Raw genomic sequence first — 20,117 nt, forward strand, 5'->3', positions numbered from 1 at the left:
CTAATTAATTAGTATAATGATATTCATTTAAGCTATAAGCAGGAAAATGGCTTTTTATCAAAAAGCTAAAAGCATATTTTGGTGCGAATAAAGGTTTAATAAAATTTCGATATTAAAATAAAAGTTAAATAAAATCAATGGTTTTACGAATTGTTTTTAACTTGCCAACTTTAAAAAAACTAAGAAAAATTGAACAAGATTAATGGAAAAAAGGATATCAAAATGGAGTAAAGTGGTAGGGTATTTAACCTGAAAGCAAAACAGGTTGGAGTCATTTATAAAATGAAGCTATGACCTTATCTTTTTGGTACTAAAAGTGTGGATACACCAAGTTATCTAGCCTTTTAGGTATATAGCAGATAAGTTGGATGCATAATTTAGAACTTATCTATATTTTATTTAGTTGTGGTAGCCTTCGTTTGATTAGAATCAAAATCAGCCCAATATAAAGTAGGTCAGGTTGAGTTAGGGGATATTTACTCAAACGTAAAAAAAGTATTAGGAACAGTACGGGTTAATCAAATACCATTATCAGCTAAATAGAACTTGAAGCCTTGTTGATGCACTAGCAAAGCTTTTACTTTTAATACAATCGGTTTACCATGCCGTTTGCCTACAGCATTAGCTGCCTGTTCATCGAAAGATAAGTGAACATAATGGCGGTCACCTGCAATTAACCCTTGTTCTTTAATTGAATCAATAAAACGAGTTGCCGTTCCATGATACAAAAATTCTGGTGGGATTTGTTGTTGATATTTGATTTCAATCTGTTTAGTTGAATGCCCTTGTGTAGCACGAATTTTTAACCCATCTTCTGAAATTGTAAAACGTTTTTTATCACTTGTTTTAACAACTTCCTCAATTATATCTCTGGTAAGATATTCACCATGGTGATTAGCTTGCATAATTAGCGTTTCAATCTCAATCCACCCATTAGAATCTAAAGCTATACCTATAGCTTCGGGTTGATGTCTTAAAATGTAACTTAGAAATTTACTCGTTTTTTCTAGTTTTTTGTTCAGTTTTACCCCTTAACTTTCTAAATTAGCACTTGAGGATATTTTTTAATATTTTTATATCAACAAGATAAATTCAATAATGACTTACTTTATTCTATTTCAATTAGAACAAAACTCTAATTTATCTTTGCATCGCTTAAAATTTTTATTTGCTATTTTTACTCAGAGTTAATGCCTGTCGTTCCACCATTTATAAAGCATCAAAACTTTGTTGTCGCAAGTTTTTTTAAGTCATAATTAAGCGCAAATTAACGTTAAAACAATAAAATATGGGTTTAAAAGGTGGGTTAAAATTGAGAAAACGATAGAAGAGCGTCTGAAACAGCAAGCAAAGCGTTATAAAAAATTTAAATACCCCAAACTGAGTACATAACTCATGTAGAAAATTAAGTTGCTTATTTGTAATAGTTTTTATTTAATCTGATGGACACCCAATAAAAAAGGACAACTGTCAGATTAGGTTTGAGCTAGAACAAATTATAATCTTTCAATTTATCTTCATTTTATACTTTATAATGCTTATTTCTCCTGCCTAAAATATTACAAAAACAAACGCATTCTCCTTTTATTATTTATTCAAAAATATTCAGAAAATTCATTGATTTTATTAGTTTTTTTGCAATCTCGGTTCTGATAAGAATCAATCTCCCTTTAATAACGCTACAATTTGCTTAATATCACTAGGTGTTGTTTGACAACAACCACCAATTAATTTAGCCCCTAATTTTATCCAAGTCGGTAATTGATTACTAAATGTACAATTATGTTGATGGTTTTTATGCCATTGTTTGGTAGTTGGATCGTATTGTTCGCCTGAATTTGGGTAGACTATTAGCGGTTTGGTGGTGAGTTTATTTAGTACCTCTAATGTTGGGGTGACGTTTTCTAATGCAATACAGTTAATGCCAATACTGACAATTTGCTCGATATTGTTTAAGTAGTTGATAACTTGTGATAATGGTGTGCCATCACTAAGGTGCTTTGAATCTTTTAGCGTTAATGAAAACCAACATGCCATTGTCGGGAATTGTGCGATAAGCGTAGTTAATGCTTTGATTTCTGCAAATGAAGGTAGGGTTTCACAAGCAAGAATATCAACTCCCGCTTCAATCAATGCTTGAATTCTGTCTTGATGAAAAGCAATAAAAGCCTCTTTATCAAGATGATAATTGCCTGTGTATTCTGATCCATTGGCAAGATATGCGCCGTAAGGTCCCACTGATCCGGCTATTAGTAAGGGTTTGTTTTGTTTGGTATCAGTTAAATACTGTTGTTTGGCTTGTTTTGCAAGTTCAACGCTGGTTTTAATTAGTTTGATAGATTCATCAAACGCAATGCCTTTTTGGGAAAACCCTAATGGTGTAGCTTGATAGCTGGCGGTGATGGCGCAATCAGCACCAGCTTTAAAATAATCATAATGGACTTGGCGGATTAATTCTGGTTTTTCAATTAATATTTTTGCCGACCATAAACTATCGTTAAGATCGCATCCGCGGCGCTGTAGTTCGCTAGCCAGCGCGCCATCAATAATAATGTGTTTTTTTTGCTTTAAGAGCGAGTGAATTAAATTATTATTGGTCATATTTTGTCACTCGCTTTTGGTAGGTTTGGGTAAAGTGGTGGGCAATAAAGCAAACAATCACAAATGGAATACCACAATAAAGCGCTATGCGTTGTTGAGGATCGAAAGCTAAGCCAATGCAGGCAATCAAACATAAAATAAAACCTAAAATTGGCACAAGTGGATAAAATGGTGCTTTATATTTTAGTGTGTTTTGTTCGGTTGTAGATAATTGCTTTCTAAAAAAGTAATGTGAAGCGCAAATGCTTAACCAAACAGCAACAACGGCAAAGCCTGAAATAGCTGTTAATGCCACAAATACGGTATTAGGAGCGATAACGCTTGTGAGCAATGCAAGTAATCCGCCTAACATACTCATTGTGATAGCAAATGCGGGAATACCATCTTTGGTCAGTTTGCTAAAGCATTTGGGTAATGTTCCTTGATTGGATAGCGACCATAGCATACGTCCTGATGCATAAAGGCCTGAATTAGCAGCAGATAAAATTGCAGTTAAAATCACAAAGTTAAGCATATCAGCAGCATAAGGCAGGCCAATGTTTTCAAAAACAGTGACAAAAGGGCTTTTTATCACGCCTGCTTGTTCCATTGGTAAAAGAGCCGCAAGAACAAAAATTGTGCCAATAAAGAATATAATAAGCCTTAAAATAGTGGTTTTGATAGCTAATGGGATGATTTTTTCTGGTTGTTGGGTTTCACCTGCTGCAATGCCTATTAATTCAGTACCTGAAAAGGCAAAATTGACTGATACCATCGTCATAATAATCGGAGTGATGCCGTTAGGAAACCAACCATTATCGGTAATATTGTGCAAAAATGGGGCTGGCATGTTGTCTTTCATTGGGATAATGCCAAAAATGGCTGCTGCACCAGCAATAATAAAAATGACAATAGTAAGCACTTTGATAATTGAAAACCAAAATTCACTTTCAGCAAAAAATTGTGCAGTTATAATGTTTAATACAAAGATCACAATGCAAAATATTAAACACCAAATCCAGACTGAAACAGAAGGGAACCAGTATTGCATACATAAGCCTGCTGCAGTTAGGCTTGAGCCCAGTGCAACTGTCCAAGTTAGCCAATATAGCCACGCAACAGTATAACCTGTGCCAGGGCTAATAAAACGTGATGCATAAGTGTGAAAAGCGCCTGTTTCGGGCATGGCAACCGCTAGCTCTCCAAGGCATAACATAACTAAATAAACCACTAGTGCGCCAATTAAATAAGCAATAATTGTGCCGATAGCACCAGCGGTTGCAATAATATATCCAGTATTAAAGAATAAACCAGTACCAATCACACCACCGAGTGATAGCATAATTAAATGCCTAGTTTTCATGGTTCGTTTGAACTGGTTTTTATTTGATGCGTTGACCTGAGTGTTCATAAGAATGTTTTATTCGGTTAGTTTAAATTACATTCCGCCAATAAAACTGGCGGAATAATTAGGAAGTTAATTGAATTTATATTGATAATTTATTGAAGACTATTTAAAAATGCTTTTTTAGTCATTGTCTTATCATTTACCTTGACGTTGTCAAGGGCACGAGAATATTCAATGTCGGTGAATATACCTTGTTTACCGTCTTTACTGAAATTAACTATTGGTGAATTATATAAAAACATTTTGCTCATCATGACTAGATTCGAGCTTGCTTTATTAATTTGTTCTGGTGTGACGTTATCGGTATTTGGATGTTCTATTTGTGCTGAAATACGTCCTAATACATCAAATGGTGCGCTAAGCTGTAGTTTTAGGCGATCTATTTTATCAACATTATTATTATTATTTTCTAATGCATCTTTGCCTATATCTTTTACATCCATCACAAAATTAAAATTGATATCTCCAGCCGCGTTGTGCCAATTAAATTTGTTTAGTGAAAATTTTGTATGAACTGGGCGACTGCTATCAATAATTTCATCAAAGTCTTCAAGGCTAAATTGATCAGAAAATAGATCTTTATCGGCACCTTGGAAATTAAAGTCTAATGATACTTTTCCTAGATTTTGTTGTCCCCACAGAATTGAATCTATGCTACTAAATAATGAACCATCTACGGTATTAGCATTATTTAATGTGCTTTTTTGGTTTACAATCATGTTATTGATTACTACCGATTGAACTTTTGAAAATGAAGCGGTAGCAAAGGTGAATGCTAATTTATCGACGCTACTTTGTGTATCACCATTTTGGTTTTTGTAGTTAAAATTACCTTTTGATTGGAAATTATCAATATTAACCGTACTTTTTGTTATGCCATCTAGCGTGTATTTAGCATGTCCAATATTAAATTGGTATTCAAAGTCTTCTAGTGTATTAAGTGGTTTTAGCGATACATTAACATCTTTCAAACTATAATTGTTATCATCTGAAATGTAATCTAATTTATCCAATTGCACTTTAGCTTTCACGTCGGTAGCATCTGCATAGCTACTGAAGGTATAACTCCCGTTGCTCACATTGAGTATGCCATCATTGATGGAGGGTATTTCGCTTTGTGTGGCTTGAATTGCTTTATTGGCTAATTTTAGCGTGATATATTCGCCATAGCTTATTCCTATATGCCCAGCAATAAATGGTTGATTACCAGCAAGTTTCCAAAGTGTTGGATTGCTTTGTTCTGTCATTTCGTATTCTAGCCAAGCTTTTTGTGGGGCTAATGTCCCTTTAGCAAGCGCTGCAATAGGGAAAGGACCATGGTGGATGGTTATATCATCGTCAAATAAGGTTTTAGGCTTAGCATTTTCACCTAAAGTATTTTGAGGTGATACTGTTACAGTTAAATGTAATTTAGTTGAAAATATATTTTTTTCATAATTGCTTTTCATTACTGACACTGTAAAATCATCTTGAAATTCGTTAATTTTGGCTGTTATTTGTGCTAATTGATTATCGATATTATTTTCAATGATATTACCTGTTTGCCATGCCATGCCTACGTAGGCAACGCCTAATACAGCAACTATTCCTATTGCAAGTGTTGTTTTTTTCATTATGAGTCTCTTAGTTATTTTTGCTAGATTTAATATATTATTTTGATAATTTTAATCGATTTATACCTTATAGGCGATATTTTTTTAATATATTGAAAAATATTTATTTCTATATTTATTTCTATTTAGTTTACATGCCTTGTTTATATACGAATGTAAAGTGCCTAAATAGGCATGATTAAATTTGCATTTAAATATCGATACAATCAGTCAATGTAATCACGTTAGCAATTTAATTTATTCATTATTATTGTGTTTTAAAAAAATAAATTATAAAAAATTTTCAAAAAAATCTCTTTTATCTAATAGATGTCCATTTACGGTCACGTTCTGATCTCCTTTAGTGTATTTGATATCAGAATAATAACCTTCATTTTGATCTTTATTAAACGTAAACATTTTTGATTTACCAAATAGCTTTTTTGCATCCGTTTTTAATGTTGCAAAGGCGTTGGTTAGCTGTTCTTGGGTAACTTCGTTTGCATTGGGGGTTTTTATTTGCGCTAAATAATAGGCTAATACATTAAATGGCGCATCAATTTTTAACTTTAAACTATCAATGTTATCAATACCTAGCATGAGTTGTTGTAGTTCTGCCCATTCACCAGATATGTTACAGAAAAAATTCGCATTGATATCACCAGCTGGGTTTTTCCAATGTAGTTTATTTAATGCCAATTTGATGTTGGCTGGTGCTTGTTGGTTAACATCGGCTTCATAAAGGTCTATATCAAAATTGTTTAATATCATGGCAATATTAATACCTTGGTAGCTAAGATCTAAAGAACCATTACCTAAATGTTGTTGCCCAAACAATACTGATTGGGCATCTACTTTTAACCAACCATCTATCGTATTAGCCGTGCTTAAGGTATTTTCTTCTGCAATGGTGAGTTTTTCAATCATGATTGATGAGTCATTAAACTGGTTAATGTCAGGCTCAAATGTTATTTTATCTATTGTGACATGCGCATTAGAAGCTTGATATTTATTATTTAAACTCCCTTGGTATGTTAGGTGATCAAGTGTAAGGCGTGATGCTGAATATTCATCGATCAGAAAGGCTATTTTATTAGCGTTTATGGTGTAATTAATGCCTTTTTTTTCTGGGCTAGGCTCAGCTAATAAGTTGAATTTATTTAAAGTAATTGTTGGTTCTTTGGGATTGTCATAATAATTAAATTTATCAATATTGGCTTTGGCAACGATACTTGAAAAATCTTCATTGCTTTCAATTATAACATTGCCATCAGAAACATCTAAACCACCATGAATAAAATAATTAGCATCAAAATGTGAAGTGAATGCTGAATCAGTCAGTTTAAGCGCTTTATTAGTCAGTTTAATGGTGAGAAATTCGTGATAACTTATCCCCATATTGGCGGTGATAAACGATTGGTTACCCGCTAATTTCCAAAGCTCGGGCGCTGATTTTTCAGGCATTGCATAGTTGATCCATGCTATTTGTGGTGTAAATTTTCCTTCAGCTAGTGCCATCATAGGAAATGGCCCATGATGAATTGTAATTTCATCATTAAAAATAGTTGTTTCTGCTTGTTTTTTTTCTGCTTGCTTTTTGTCTTGTTCAAGTTGCAAATCGGTATCTTTGGGCACTAATTTAATGGTAAGGTGAAGTTGCGTTGAAAAAATAGCTTTTTGGTAATCGCTATATTCAATCACCACGTTAAACAAATTTTGATAATTATCAACTTGTTTTGTGATTTGTTGTATTTTATTGTCGATATTAGCTTCAATCATATTGCCAGTGTGCCAAGATGCGCCTATGTATCCTGAACCTAATACAGCAATAATTGCTATGGTAATAATGCTTTTTTTTATCATGATTTTCCGCTTATTTGGTTTAATTAATATTTGTTTTATTGAGCTGGTTCTTGATGCTCAGAAAACGCTTTTAATAAAGTTTTAATGTAGTCTATTCGTTCTGTTGATTGTAATTGTGAACGAAGTAATTTTAATCTATTGGCGCTTTCCAAACGGTAATTTTTCGGTTCTTTTTGAATTATTTCAATTAAATAATCAACCGATACCTTATTATTGCTACCAAATTCAATATAGCCACCTTTTTCACCAAATTCGATTTTTGTGATGCCTAATTGATTGGCGTGATAACGAATTTTGGTGGTTTCCAATAAAAATAGTACCGCATCGGGTAATTGACCAAAGCGATCTCGCATTTCGATTTGAATTTCTGTTAGCTCATCAAGGCTATTAATACTTGCAATACGTTTATAAAGCGATAATCGTGTATTTACATCAGGAATAAAATCATCAGGGATGAGTGTTGGTAAACGTAACTCGATTTCGGTTTGTTGGTTGTTGAGTAATGATTCAAGGGTTGGCTCTTTGCCTTCTTTGAGTGATTTAACGGCGTCTTCAAGCAATTCGATATAAAGATTAAAACCAATGGTTTCAATTTGTCCACTTTGATCGCTACCTAATAGTTCGCCTGCACCACGAATTTCAAGATCATGTGTCGCTAGGGCAAATCCTGCACCTAAATCTTCAAGCGAGGCAATGGCTTCAAGGCGCTTTTTAGCATCTTTGCTGAGCAATTTAGGGTGAGGTGTTAATAAGTATGCATAAGCTTGATGATAAGAACGACCAACACGCCCACGCAATTGGTGCAACTGAGCTAAACCAAATTTATCGGCTCGATCAATAATAATGGTATTAGCGTTAGGAATATCAATACCTGTTTCAACAATTGTTGTGCAAACTAGTACATTATAGCGTTGATGATGAAAGTCATTCATGACGCGCTCTAAGTCACGTTCATGCATTTGTCCATGACCAATGGTAATGCGTGCTTCGGGAACCAATTTTGCTAATTCTTCGCTGACTTTTTCGATATCTGATACATCATTATGTAAATAATAGATTTGACCGCCACGCAAAATCTCACGCAAAATGGCTTCTCTAATCACAAGATCATCATATTCTCGAACAAAGGTTTTTACCGCTAACCTGCGAGCTGGTGGTGTTGCAATAATAGAAAGATCTCGCATACCCGTCATTGCCATGTTGAGCGTTCTTGGAATTGGGGTGGCTGTTAGGGTTAAAATATCGATGTTTGCTCGCATTGCTTTGATGCGTTCTTTTTGACGTACGCCAAAACGATGTTCTTCATCAACAATTAATAAACCTAAATCTTTCCATTTAATATCTTCTTGTAATAATTTATGTGTACCAATGACGATATCAATTTTTCCCTCTCCAAGTGCTTCAATAATAGCTTTTTGCTGTTTGGCGGTCTTAAAGCGAGATAGGCTTTCGATGCGAATTGGCCAGTTGGCGAAACGATCGCAAAAGCTTTCATAGTGTTGTTCTGCAAGGAGTGTTGTGGGGACTAAAACAGCGGTTTGTTTATGATTAATTACCGCTAAAAAAGCAGCACGAATTGCTACTTCTGTTTTACCAAATCCAACATCACCACAGACTAATCTGTCCATGGCATAAGGCGAACACATATCGCCAATGACTGCACCAATAGCATTTTGTTGATCGTCGGTTTCTTGATAAGGGAATCCTTGGCAAAATAACTCATAGTGTTCTCGATCTTGTTTAAACTCGAAACCAGGTTTGCTTTCACGTTCAGCATAAATATCCAGTAGTTCAGCTGCGACATCTCGCACTTTTTCGGTCGCTTTTTGCCGTGCTTTACTCCATGTATCAGTGCCTAATTTATTTAGTGGAGCATTTTCTTCATCTCCACCAGAATAGCGACTAATTAAATTTAATGACGCAACAGGGACATAAAGTTTGGTATCGTTAGCATAGAGTAATATAAGATATTCGGCTGTAATGCCTCCTGTTTCTAATGTGGTGAGTCCTCCATATCGACCTACACCATGTTCCAAATGAACAACAGGTTTACCCGGTGTTAGCTCAGCTAAACTGCGAATAAGTGAGTCAGTATTAATGGCCTGCTTGTGTTCTTTTTTACGACGAATAATACGTCTGCCTAGTAGCTCATTTTCGGTAATAAATGCAAAATTATCTTGCTGATTAATAAAACCTTGTTCACTGGCACCAATCATTAGGTAAAAACGATTGTTGTTGCTTTGTTGCTCGTCAAGTTGATTGAGGGGCGTTGGGTGAATTCTAATTCGTCCTAAAATTTCTTGTAATGCTTCTTTACGTCCTTCTGATTCAACCGAAAATATGATTTTTCCTGTAAAATCTGCAATAAATTTTTCAAACTGTAAATAAGGATCTTTTTGCTGACTTTGAATGGCTATTTCTGGTAAAGCACAATAAGGTAGATTGATGTTTCTATTTGACTCAATAATTGGCTCGTGGGTTAAAACCATGCGTGGATATTGTTTGAAATAAGCAAATATTTCATCAGTTTTAGACCAGATCAAGTTAGGTTCTAAAAGCGGCCTCATTGGATCAACACCACGGCTATCAAAACGTTGACGAATATCATGCCAATATTTATTAGCGTATTGTTCAATATTTGCGGTATTGATGATGAGTGTCTTATCAAGAAAATAAGAACAAAGCGAAGTTAATGGCTCACTGAAAAACAGAGCTTGCCAATACTCAATACCTGTTGGCAAAATATTTTTACTCACTTGCTGGTAAATACTTTCTGGCTCTAATCTGACTTCAAATTTTTCGCGCCATTGGCTTCGAAATAGCTCAATAGCTGCTTTATCAAAGGGAAACTCATGAGCAGGTAGCAATTGGATTTGTTCTATTTCATCAAGTGTTCGTTGAGTTTCGGCATTAAAAGTGCGAATGCTGTCAATCTCATCATCAAAAAAATCAATTCGATAAGGGTGATTACTTCCCATCGGGTAGATATCAAATAGGGCACCGCGAGTGGCGTATTCACCATGTTCCATAACTTGGCTTACTGAACGATATCCTGCATTTTCAAGTTGTAAACGTAGGTTCTCTCGACTAATTTGTAAGCCTTGTTTCATTATAAACACATGCCCATCTAAATAGCTTTTAGGGCAGACTTTTTGCATTAATGTATTGATGGGTAAAATTAAAGCCCCTTTTTTTAGATGAGCTAAATGATACAAGCAAGACAAACGCTCAGAGATGATGTCTTGGTGTGGCGAAAAGCTATCATAAGGTAATGTTTCCCAATCTGGAAAAGAGATCGAGGGGAAAGTTGAGAACTGTTTTAGCTCTTCATCAATACGCGAGGCTTGTTGCATATCATCAGTAATAATCACAACTAAGCCATCATGCACATTCACGATTTGTGCACAAAGTTGTGATAAAGATGAGCCAACAAGTTGCCCAATGTGTTTTACTTCACCTGATTTTTTAGGTATTAACGTTGAAATATTTTGTGTTTTAGGCATGATGAGTTCGTTGAAATTGCTACAAGATTATAGGTTAGATTATAACGTAAGTACGTGGTTGTTTTCTATAACTGTTTAATCCTGTATGATAAGCACCTTGCATTTAATTCGTAAAACTTTGTCAAAAAGTTTCAGGTAATATATACGTTTATGTCAAAAATATTTCGCCCATTAGTGTTTTATATCGGTTTGCGTTATGTATATGGGCAAAAAACCGATGGTTTTGGTCGTTTTGTATCATGGTTATCAATGATTGGAATTATGCTGGGTTCTATTGGTCTAATCGTTGTACTATCTGTGATGAATGGATTAGAAGATCAAATGCAAAACAGTATTTTAAAGTTTTTTCCTCAAGCTCAAATTACCTCTAATCAAGGAAGAATTGATCTCAATGTCATTTTAAGTTCACCTTTTGAAAAGATTTCAGGTGTTAATCGCATTACGCCTTTAGTCACTAGTGATGTAGTATTACAAAGCGAACAAAGTATTACTGTCAGTACTTTAATGGGGATAAAACCGGAAGATGAAGACCCAATAAGTGATTATATTTACATGGGTTCAATTTCGGATCTACAAGCAGGACAATATAATGTTATTTTAGGGCAAACGCTTGCCAATCAGTTAGGTGTTACAATAGGTGATAAAATTCGATTAATGGTGACAGATGCAAGCCAAATAACTCCAGTTGGGCGCATTCCTTCGCAACGTTTGTTTAATGTGGTTGGACTGTTTTCAGTTAATCATGATATTAATCAATCTCTTATTTATGTTAATCAATCTGATGCAAGAAATTTGTTACGTTATCCTGCCAATATGATCACTAGCTGGCGCTTATTCTTAGACAAACCCCTTGATATTGCATCGGTCACTAATACCGCATTACCAGAAGGGTTAGTGTTTAATGATTGGCGTGCAAAACGCGGTGAATTATTTCAAGCCATTAAAATGGAAAAGAATGTCATGGGATTATTGATTAGTTTAATTGTTATTGTTGCAGCTTTTAATATTATTACTTCATTAAGTTTACTGGTAATGGAAAAGCAAGGTGAAGTGGCTATTTTGAAAACGCAAGGTCTATCGCGATTTAAAATTATGTTCATTTTTATTATTCAAGGTGCAAGCTCTGGCATAATTGGCACGCTCTTAGGGAGTGTTTTAGGATTGTTACTTGCAGTCAACTTAAATGAAATCATGCAAGCGTTGGGTTTATCTTTAGCGGGTATTTTGCTACCGTCGCTCGTTGAGCCATCGCAAATTATTTTAATTATTATTGGATTGCTTATGTTATCGTTAATTTCAACTATTTATCCTGCATACCGTGCAGCCAATATTCAACCTGCTGAGGCTTTACGTTATGAATAATTCTGAAAAATTACTATCAGCAAACAATCTTTATAAAACTTATAAAGAAGGCAAAATGGTAACGGAAGTTTTAAAAGATGTTTCATTTGATATTTACCCAAAGTCGTTACTCGCCATTATTGGTAGCTCAGGCTCAGGTAAAAGTACATTATTACATTTACTTGGTGGGCTTGATAAACCTACTTCAGGTGATATCATTTTTAAATCACAGCAGTTAAATCAATTATCTGAACAAGAAAAAGCGCGATTGCGCAATCAAGAAATTGGCTTTGTTTATCAATTCCATCATCTATTACCTGATTTTACGGCATTAGAAAATGTAGCTATGCCACTGTTAATTGGTGGTGTTTCGCCAAATGAAGCAAAACAACGTGCTAGGGCAATGTTAGAATCCGTTAACTTAGTAAAACGAACTAACCACCGTCCTTCTGAACTGTCTGGTGGTGAACGCCAACGTGTAGCAATAGGGCGAGCATTAATTAATAATCCCGCTTTAGTTATGGCTGATGAACCGACGGGTAATCTTGATAAATCAACGGCAGATTCTATCTTTGAACTATTGATTAAATTAAATCGTGAACATGGTACTGCATTTTTGGTTGTTACGCATGATCTAGAGTTAGCCAGTAAACTTGATAAACAGTTGGTGATGAGAGATGGCAAACTATCTGATAGCGTATCATCAGATAAAAAGCTAATGGATAACTAATATGAATTTATCTTTAATTACCGCCATCAAATTTCGAAAAGGGCGCCGTAAAAGTGGCATGGTGTCATTAATATCTATCATTTCAACATTAAGTATTGCTATTGGTATAGCGGCATTAATCATTGGGTTAAGTGCCATGAACGGCTTTGAACGAGAACTACATAACCGCGTATTATCTGTTGTGCCTCATGGCCAATTGTATCTTGATTCTGGCAATTTAGAGAATTGGCGCCATGTACAGCAAGAGCTTACAGAAAATAAAAATATTGTATCAGCCGTTCCATTTGTTAGTTTTACTGGGCTTATTGAAAACGGTAGTAAACTTGGTGCTGTTGAAGTACAAGGGCTTGATCCTGAGCAAGAACAGCAAATTAGTGCATTACCTAACTATGTGCTCAATCATAAATGGCAAGAATTTAAGGCAGATAATCAACAAGTTATTATTGGTTCTGGTTTAGCAAAATCTTTAGCGGTAAAAGAGGGGGCTTGGGTTTCTTTATTAATTCCTGTATCAGCAAGTGGATCAACTCAACTTAAACCGCCTAAGCGAGTTCGCTTACAGGTTATTGGTATTTTGGATTTAAGTGGTAGTTTAAGTAATAACGTTGCTCTATTGCCTTTAGTTGATGCGCAAAAACTACTCAATATAGGTGACAGTGTCACTGGGATAATGATTAATGTCAATGATGTATACCGAGCTAATCAAATTATAGGCCAAGCTGCATTGAGCTTAGATGACACCTTATCATTTAATAGCTGGGAAAATTCATTTGGTTTTATGTATCGCGATATTCAAATGATACGACAAATTATGTATCTGGCAATGATTGTGGTCATTGGTGTTGCTTGTTTTAATATTGTATCAACGTTAGTTATTGCTGTTAAAGACAAACAACGTGACATCGCCATATTGAAAACACTAGGTGCAACTAATCGATTAATCAAACATATTTTTATTTGGTATGGGGTAATTTCTGGATTAATTGGTAGTTTAATTGGTGTTATTTTAGGTGTGATATTGTCATGGCAACTTTCCAACATTATGGGGTTCCTTGAATCATTAATGGGGCATAAAATTTTAAACAGTAATATCTATTTTATCGATTTTTTACCATCTGAAATTCATTTCTTTGATGTGGCGATAGTGTTTATAACTGCTATGTTACTTAGCTTAATTGCTAGCTACTATCCTGCTAAACGAGCTTGTAAAATTGAGCCAGCCCGAATCTTAAATAGCTTTTAACAGTTAGCTTAAATAAAACGCTGTTTGATTGGTTATCATCAGCGTTTTTTTATTATTAATTATAGAGATAATAGCCATTAGGTAAGGCATAATGCATATATACTGTATATATTGCCAATGCAGTAGTCATCAATAATAGGCTAATAATAAGTAACGCTAGCTTACTTGGATATTTAAAAATTTTAAGACACAATGAAATTAGCCCACCAAGAACAAATCCAGTACAAGCACCACCGATATGTGCCATATTATCAATTGAAGGCAATAATCCTAATCCAGCAGTTAAAATTAAACTTAGTAGCATTGCCTTGATTGGCATTTCTTGTATATTGGTTTTAAACACTAAGCTATAGGCTAATAATGCAGTAATAACACCTAAAATAGCACCTGATGCACCACAACTAATTACATTATGGTGAATTGTGGCAATATCGCTTGATAAGCTTCCTACTAAACCAGAGAAAAAATAAATACCAATAAAAGCAATGCGAGGTATACGCTGTTCTAAAATTGGTCCAATACTCCATAATGCCAGCATGTTCATGGCTAAGTGAGTAAAACCTACGTGCATAAATAAATTGGTAAACATACGCCAATATTGACCAGAAAAAGTCAGTTCTGCCACATCGGCTCCCCAATCAATTAAAAAATGATTTTCATACAAGGTTGAAAAACCTCGGCTATCAAGCAATCTAAATGCAAAAAAGCAAAAAATGTTTACAACAACCAAGGTTGAAGTGATTTTAGATTGATTTGCGTAATATTTAAGGTCATTTAAAGCGCTCATCAAAAAATCCTTTTAAATCGTTTTGTATCATTAAATGGTATATTAATAATAAATGGTATATTAACAATGTGTAGGCTTAATTTAGTCGTTTACCTAATATCAGCAAATCACACTGAACATTATCAAGTTCAGCAATTTTGGGAAGAAAGCCCCATTGTTCATATTGCATTTTTTTAAATAAATTAACGCTAGGTAAATTATGCCCAAAAACGTAGCTAAAAATTGCCTCAATTCCAGTTTTTTGGGCAAATTTTTCAATTTCAGCTACCATAAATTGACCAATTTTTTTACCACGAAAATCTTGATGAAGATATAAGCTAATCTCAACAGTTTTATAAAATGCAGGACGACCATAAAACGAAGATAAACTAATCCAACCACATGGTTGATCTTGGTATTTTATTAGCCAAATTGGGCGATTATGTGGATTATGTTGGTGAAACCAGTCTAATCGACTCTCAACAGAAACCGGCTCCGTGTCGGCAGTGACTTGCCTGCCGGCAATTGTTGAATTATAAACATCAACAATAAAAGGCAAATCGGTTAATGTGGCATCTTGATAAGTAATCATAGCTCTTGTTATAAGTGATTAAAGTAATTTTATTGTAGTTTTATTATTTGTTTTAGGCAATAAAAGATATTTTTTCAACAAAGAAGATAAAAGCCTATCGTTTGTTATTTTATCAAATAATATTAGGATAATATTGTTTAATAATACTGGATGTTGACCAAATGGGTTGTTATCATCCTACCAAAATCCTTGCCAACCTTTTTTTTAATAATAAATTAAAGTAAATAAAAACAAATAGTTAATGTAGTGTCTAATAAAAGGTTTTTTGAAGATAAAAATCTTATTTGCCTTTTATTAAACAACGTTTATAGTATATTCGATTCTAGTTTACCGCCGTTTACCGCCGTATAGGCGGTTTAGAAAGCAATAGCTGAAAACGAAAACTCAAAACCAACGTTTACTGCCGTGCAGGCGGTTTAGAAAATTAACCCTAATTATTGGCTTTTTTATGTAAAGTTTACCGTCGTGTAGGCGGGTGTGTTTATAATGACAGTAAAAATCTATTGGGAATTTAAAGGACAATTAGCTATAGATTTTTATTGATTAACATGAGTAATCAACCATTAATTAACTGCAATAAATTAGCTACTAGATAAGGACAGCCTTTAGGGATTTTATATAAAATCCCTTATTTAATTTAGCATTTATCAACAAAGTAACGCATAATGCGATTATCATTAGTTAGTTCGGGGTGAAAGGCGCAAACTAGGATATTGTTTTGTTCTGCCATAATACAATGTTGTTGGACAAATGAGAGTTGCTGAACAGCTTTTCCTGCTTTGGCAATATAGGGGGCTCGAATAAATACAGCGGGTATTTGTAGACCAACAACTGCTATATCTAAGGTTGTTTCAAAGCTGTTAACTTGGCGTCCAAATCCATTTCTTTCAACACTTATATCGATTAAATTTAATAACTCTACTTCGTTATGTGTTGTGGTTTTACCGCAAAGCACAAGCCCAGCACAAGTGCCAAAAATACCTTTGCCTTGTTTAGCAAATTGTTGAATGGGTGTTAAAAGCCCATTTTGTTTGATTAAACGGCTGATTGTTGTGGATTCTCCACCTGGAATAATTAAACCATCTAACCTTGCTAATTGTTCAGCTTTCTGAACTAAAGACGTTTGTACATTGTTGATACTACTTAACATTATCATATGCTCACTTACCGCACCTTGTAAATTAAGCACACCAATATGCTTGATACTTGGTTTTGATGAATACATTATTACCAACCCCGATCTTGCATTCTTTCAGATTGAGTCAGTGTGCTAATTTCAATGCCTTTCATTGCTTCGCCTAAACCTTTTGAAAGCTGAGCTAAGCGTGGATAATCATCAAAATAAGTCGTGGCTTGTACAATGGCTTTGGCAAATTTTTCAGGGTTTTGTGATTTAAAAATCCCAGATCCAACAAAAATACCATCGGCACCAAGTTGCATCATTAATGCCGCATCGGCGGGGGTTGCTATGCCGCCTGCGGCAAAATTAACAACGGGTAATTTTCCTTGCTGTTTGATTTGTAAAATCAGTTCGTAAGGTGCATTTATTTCTTTGGAGAAGGTCATTAATTCATCTTTTGATTTACTGACCACTAGGCGGATTTGTTCATTGACTTTACGCATGTGGCGCACAGCTTCAACAATGTTACCCGTGCCGGGTTCACCTTTGGTGCGTAGCATTGATGCACCTTCGCCAATTCGGCGTAGTGCTTCACCTAAATCACGGCATCCACAAACAAATGGCACGGTAAATTCATCTTTAAGTAAGTGGTACTGTTCATCGGCAGGGGTTAATACCTCGCTTTCATCAATATAATCAACGCCCATCGATTCTAGAATACGGGCTTCAATAATATGACCAATTCGAGCTTTAGCCATAACAGGTATACTCACAGCGTTCATCACTTGCTCAACAATGGTTGGGTCAGCCATTCTAGCTACGCCACCAGCCGAGCGGATATCCGACGGTACTCGTTCTAGTGCCATCACTGCAACTGCGCCAGCTTGTTCGGCAATTTTGGCTTGTTCTGCATTAACAACATCCATAATTACACCGCCTTTTTGCATTTGTGCCATGCCTCGTTTAACGGTTTGTGTGCCTGTAACTTGGTTCATCTTTTACTCCTTTTTAGGTTTATAATGGCAATATTGTTTAACTGTAATTAGTGTGGAGTATTATTCAAAAATAAAGCACAATAAAAAACAGCCAATTGGACTATAATAAAACCATCCAATTTTGGGTAAATTTGCTGTAACAAAAATAATTAAAAAACGGGCTAAACCATTAAAGTGGAATAATAATGTGGGATAAACAAAAACTGGTACCATTTACTGGAGCGCTTTTTAAAAAGGTGACGCAGCTAATAGAACACTATATTGAGCAGGGCGTGTTGTTCGCGGGTGAAAGGCTACCTTCAGAACGTGATCTGGCAAAAAAATTATGTGTTAATCGCTCAACCGTGGTTCATGCGCTGGAGTTGTTAACAGAACGGGGTGTGCTGATCCGCCGTCAAGGGAGTGGCACCTATGTTAATAAGCAAAAATGGGGCGTGCAAGCTTATTCATCGATTAATTGGCGTTTACCTGCACATTTTTATCATAATAAACAATCATTTTATCAGCAAAAAGTAGCACAAATTCGCGAACAACAATTGTGTATTTGTGATCTGGCTAATGGTGATTTACCAACATATTTAATCCCCAAGCTCCAGTTGCCAAATATTTCGTTAAATGAATTAATTATGCACGAAAAAAACAGTGATATGTTGCAATTAGGTTTGCCATCGCTTAAAGCACAAATTGCACTTTATATGCAAAGCCAGTTTGCTATGCAAGTTGATATTAATGAAATTTTAATTACATCAGGTACGCAACAATCATTATTTCTTATTACACAGGGCTTACTTAAACCTGGCGATGCAGTTGGTATAGAGTCTCCTTCTTATTTTTACTCATTACCTTTGTTTCAAGCAGCGGGATTACGTTTATATGGTATTGAATGCGATAATGAAGGCATAACGCTTGATAGCCTATCAAATTGTGTACGGCAACATCAAATAAAATGGTTATTTTTAAATCCTATTTTTCAAAATCCAACAGGGTTTGTTATGAGCAATGAGCGAAAGTTGGCAATATTGGCATTTTGCCGACTACAATGTATCGGGATTGTTGAAGATGATGCTTATAGCCGTCTAGCATTTACTCCTGATTTAGCTGTAACGCCAATTAAAAAGTATGATCAGCATAACCAAGTTATCTATTTAGGGTCGTTATCAAAATATATTGGGCGTAATATTCGTGTCGGGTGGATGTTAGCTCCGCATAATATTATCGAAAATTTAGCCAAAATTCGTCACCATATTGATTCAGGTTTAAGTATATTGCCACAATTATTAGCTCAAGAATATTTACAACGTTATCATGCCTCACACCAACAACAATTACGTCAAGCGCTACAAATCAAAGCTGAACAGTTAATGCAGTGGTTAGATAGCTATTTTGGTGGTGACATTACTTATCAAGCGCCGTTGGGTGGTTTTCATCTGTATGCACATTTGCCCGTGAGCACGGTGGCGCAAGAATCAACCTTGCTTAATCAATTGCTGTCAAAAGGGATAATTGTATCGCAAGGTGCCGATTTTGGTGACGAACTTGGCACCATTAGGTTAAGCTTTGGTCATTTTGATCAGCAACTGAATATGGACAAATAAAATAGATTAGCTTTTTATTTTGTCAGATAGCATTTTCGTTGCACTCAGTAAATATTGAACAAACTCGTTGATTCTTTCACTTGGCATTTGAAATCGAACCCCTGATGTGCTAATTGCGGCAATGACTTTGCCACTTTTATCATAAACTGGTGCAGCTAAGCAGGTCACTTCATCAAAGTCTTCGGCGTTATCAAATGCCCAACCTTGTTCGCGTATTTTTTTAAGTTCCTTTTTGTATGCCGTTTTTGTGGTAATTGTGTTTTGTGTTTTAATCACTAAGTTTTCGTTTGGATATAACTCATCAATACGCTGTTCTGGTTCCCATGCTAAAAGTGCTTTACCAAGAGCAGAGCTATGCAATGAAAGCTTGCGACCTAGCCAGCTTTTGACCTGAATTGCGCTAGGGCTTTCGACTTTGGCTAAATAAATCGCTGAGTTGCCGTCTAATATGCCTAAATGGCAAGCAAGTTGTGTTTTATCTCGCAAAAATGAAAGAGGCTCAATGGCTAGCTCTTTTATATTAAATTGTTCAATTGCTTTATTGCCAAATTCATAAAAAGCAAGTCCTAAAAAGTATTTTCCTTCATTTTGCCTTAATAAGCTATTAGTAATCAAACTGGCAAGTAATGTTGATTTACTTTAGTGGTTATTTTTTAATCGATTCATAAAAGTATTAAATAATCAAAATATTAAAGAGTTATCAACAAGCTTATTCAATACTTATTAAATCCAACAGTGAATAATATTTTAAGTTAGTTTTGGCATTATTAGTTAAGCCTGTGATGAAGG

15 protein-coding genes are annotated in these 20,117 nt (G+C 35.0%); 4 read left to right on the forward strand and 11 right to left on the reverse strand.

Annotated elements, in window-relative coordinates:
* Positions 1-518: 518 nt before the first annotated feature.
* The 6 genes from A9G41_RS04605 to mfd all read right to left on the reverse strand — a co-directional run bounded on the left by A9G41_RS04605 (position 519) and on the right by mfd (position 10,946).
* Positions 519-1,022: an RNA 2'-phosphotransferase gene (locus A9G41_RS04605; RefSeq protein ID WP_065582782.1), complete on the reverse strand. Its 504-nt coding sequence runs from the start codon at positions 1,020-1,022 to the stop codon at positions 519-521.
* A gap of 637 nt (positions 1,023-1,659) precedes the next feature.
* Complete coding sequence (gene mmuM, locus A9G41_RS04610) at positions 1,660-2,601, reverse strand: homocysteine S-methyltransferase (RefSeq protein ID WP_065582783.1); 942 nt, start codon at positions 2,599-2,601, stop codon at positions 1,660-1,662.
* Positions 2,591-3,991, reverse strand: coding sequence for an S-methylmethionine permease (mmuP, locus tag A9G41_RS04615; RefSeq protein ID WP_075539383.1), 1,401 nt, complete (start codon positions 3,989-3,991; stop codon positions 2,591-2,593). The genes mmuM and mmuP overlap by 11 nt, the downstream gene beginning before the upstream one ends.
* Positions 3,992-4,080: 89 nt before the next feature.
* Positions 4,081-5,601 (reverse strand): YdgA family protein, encoded by a 1,521-nt coding sequence (locus A9G41_RS04620; protein ID WP_065582785.1) that lies wholly within the window; start codon positions 5,599-5,601, stop codon positions 4,081-4,083.
* Positions 5,602-5,871: 270 nt separating this feature from the next.
* Positions 5,872-7,443 (reverse strand): DUF945 family protein, encoded by a 1,572-nt coding sequence (locus A9G41_RS04625; RefSeq protein ID WP_065582786.1) that lies wholly within the window; start codon positions 7,441-7,443, stop codon positions 5,872-5,874.
* Between the two features lie 35 nt (positions 7,444-7,478).
* On the reverse strand, positions 7,479-10,946 hold the full coding sequence (gene mfd / locus A9G41_RS04630) for a transcription-repair coupling factor (RefSeq protein WP_075539384.1): 3,468 nt from the start codon (positions 10,944-10,946) through the stop codon (positions 7,479-7,481).
* Between the two features lie 159 nt (positions 10,947-11,105).
* On the opposite strand from mfd, the gene lolC reads away from it, so the two are divergent.
* From lolC to lolE, 3 genes are read left to right on the forward strand one after another with little or no spacing between them, the layout of a single operon-like run.
* Positions 11,106-12,308, forward strand: coding sequence for a lipoprotein-releasing ABC transporter permease subunit LolC (lolC, locus tag A9G41_RS04635; RefSeq protein WP_075539390.1), 1,203 nt, complete (start codon positions 11,106-11,108; stop codon positions 12,306-12,308).
* Positions 12,301-13,017 carry a lipoprotein-releasing ABC transporter ATP-binding protein LolD gene (gene lolD / locus A9G41_RS04640; protein ID WP_075539385.1) on the forward strand — a complete coding sequence of 239 codons (717 nt, stop codon included), beginning with the start codon at positions 12,301-12,303 and terminating at the stop codon, positions 13,015-13,017. Before lolC ends, lolD begins: the two co-directional genes overlap by 8 nt.
* Position 13,018: 1 nt before the next feature.
* The gene (gene lolE, locus A9G41_RS04645; RefSeq protein WP_065653024.1) at positions 13,019-14,260 is read left to right on the forward strand and encodes a lipoprotein-releasing ABC transporter permease subunit LolE; all 1,242 of its coding nucleotides are present in this window, start codon (positions 13,019-13,021) and stop codon (positions 14,258-14,260) included.
* Between the two features lie 55 nt (positions 14,261-14,315).
* Here lolE and A9G41_RS04650 read toward each other — a convergent pair whose 3' ends face one another.
* From A9G41_RS04650 to pdxS, 4 genes are all read right to left on the reverse strand, one after another.
* The gene (locus A9G41_RS04650; protein ID WP_075539386.1) at positions 14,316-15,047 is read right to left on the reverse strand and encodes a rhomboid family intramembrane serine protease; all 732 of its coding nucleotides are present in this window, start codon (positions 15,045-15,047) and stop codon (positions 14,316-14,318) included.
* A 76-nt stretch (positions 15,048-15,123) separates the two neighbouring features.
* The gene (locus tag A9G41_RS04655; RefSeq protein WP_065567039.1) at positions 15,124-15,618 is read right to left on the reverse strand and encodes a GNAT family N-acetyltransferase; all 495 of its coding nucleotides are present in this window, start codon (positions 15,616-15,618) and stop codon (positions 15,124-15,126) included.
* 637 nt (positions 15,619-16,255) lie between these two features.
* Positions 16,256-16,843 carry a pyridoxal 5'-phosphate synthase glutaminase subunit PdxT gene (gene pdxT / locus A9G41_RS04660; protein WP_075539387.1) on the reverse strand — a complete coding sequence of 196 codons (588 nt, stop codon included), beginning with the start codon at positions 16,841-16,843 and terminating at the stop codon, positions 16,256-16,258.
* Positions 16,844-16,845: 2 nt separating this feature from the next.
* Complete coding sequence (gene pdxS / locus A9G41_RS04665) at positions 16,846-17,733, reverse strand: pyridoxal 5'-phosphate synthase lyase subunit PdxS (RefSeq protein WP_065580269.1); 888 nt, start codon at positions 17,731-17,733, stop codon at positions 16,846-16,848.
* Positions 17,734-17,918: 185 nt separating this feature from the next.
* Between pdxS and A9G41_RS04670 the strand changes: the two genes are divergently transcribed.
* Positions 17,919-19,328, forward strand: a complete 1,410-nt coding sequence (locus A9G41_RS04670) for an aminotransferase-like domain-containing protein (protein WP_075539388.1) — start codon at positions 17,919-17,921, stop codon at positions 19,326-19,328.
* A gap of 6 nt (positions 19,329-19,334) precedes the next feature.
* Here A9G41_RS04670 and A9G41_RS04675 read toward each other — a convergent pair whose 3' ends face one another.
* Positions 19,335-19,943 carry an IclR family transcriptional regulator gene (locus A9G41_RS04675; protein WP_081302215.1) on the reverse strand — a complete coding sequence of 203 codons (609 nt, stop codon included), beginning with the start codon at positions 19,941-19,943 and terminating at the stop codon, positions 19,335-19,337.
* Positions 19,944-20,117: the final 174 nt, after the last annotated feature.

This window comes from Gilliamella sp. Nev5-1, from assembly GCF_001690895.1.
Lineage (GTDB): Bacteria > Pseudomonadota > Gammaproteobacteria > Enterobacterales > Orbaceae > Gilliamella > Gilliamella apicola_C.

Bases quoted from the DNA above. Each gene is read 5' to 3' on its own strand.
- A9G41_RS04625 (WP_065582786.1), bottom strand. From the start codon at position 7,443: ATGATAAAAAAAAGCATTATTACCATAGCAATTATTGCTGTATTAGGT.
- pdxT (WP_075539387.1), bottom strand. From the start codon at position 16,843: ATGTATTCATCAAAACCAAGTATCAAGCATATTGGTGTGCTTAATTTA.
- A9G41_RS04650 (WP_075539386.1), bottom strand. From the start codon at position 15,047: ATGAGCGCTTTAAATGACCTTAAATATTACGCAAATCAATCTAAAATC.
- mfd (WP_075539384.1), bottom strand. From the start codon at position 10,946: ATGCCTAAAACACAAAATATTTCAACGTTAATACCTAAAAAATCAGGT.
- A9G41_RS04670 (WP_075539388.1), top strand. From the start codon at position 17,919: ATGTGGGATAAACAAAAACTGGTACCATTTACTGGAGCGCTTTTTAAA.
- pdxS (WP_065580269.1), bottom strand. From the start codon at position 17,733: ATGAACCAAGTTACAGGCACACAAACCGTTAAACGAGGCATGGCACAA.
- lolE (WP_065653024.1), top strand. From the start codon at position 13,019: ATGAATTTATCTTTAATTACCGCCATCAAATTTCGAAAAGGGCGCCGT.
- lolD (WP_075539385.1), top strand. From the start codon at position 12,301: ATGAATAATTCTGAAAAATTACTATCAGCAAACAATCTTTATAAAACT.
- mmuP (WP_075539383.1), bottom strand. From the start codon at position 3,991: ATGAACACTCAGGTCAACGCATCAAATAAAAACCAGTTCAAACGAACC.
- A9G41_RS04655 (WP_065567039.1), bottom strand. From the start codon at position 15,618: ATGATTACTTATCAAGATGCCACATTAACCGATTTGCCTTTTATTGTT.
- mmuM (WP_065582783.1), bottom strand. From the start codon at position 2,601: ATGACCAATAATAATTTAATTCACTCGCTCTTAAAGCAAAAAAAACAC.
- A9G41_RS04620 (WP_065582785.1), bottom strand. From the start codon at position 5,601: ATGAAAAAAACAACACTTGCAATAGGAATAGTTGCTGTATTAGGCGTT.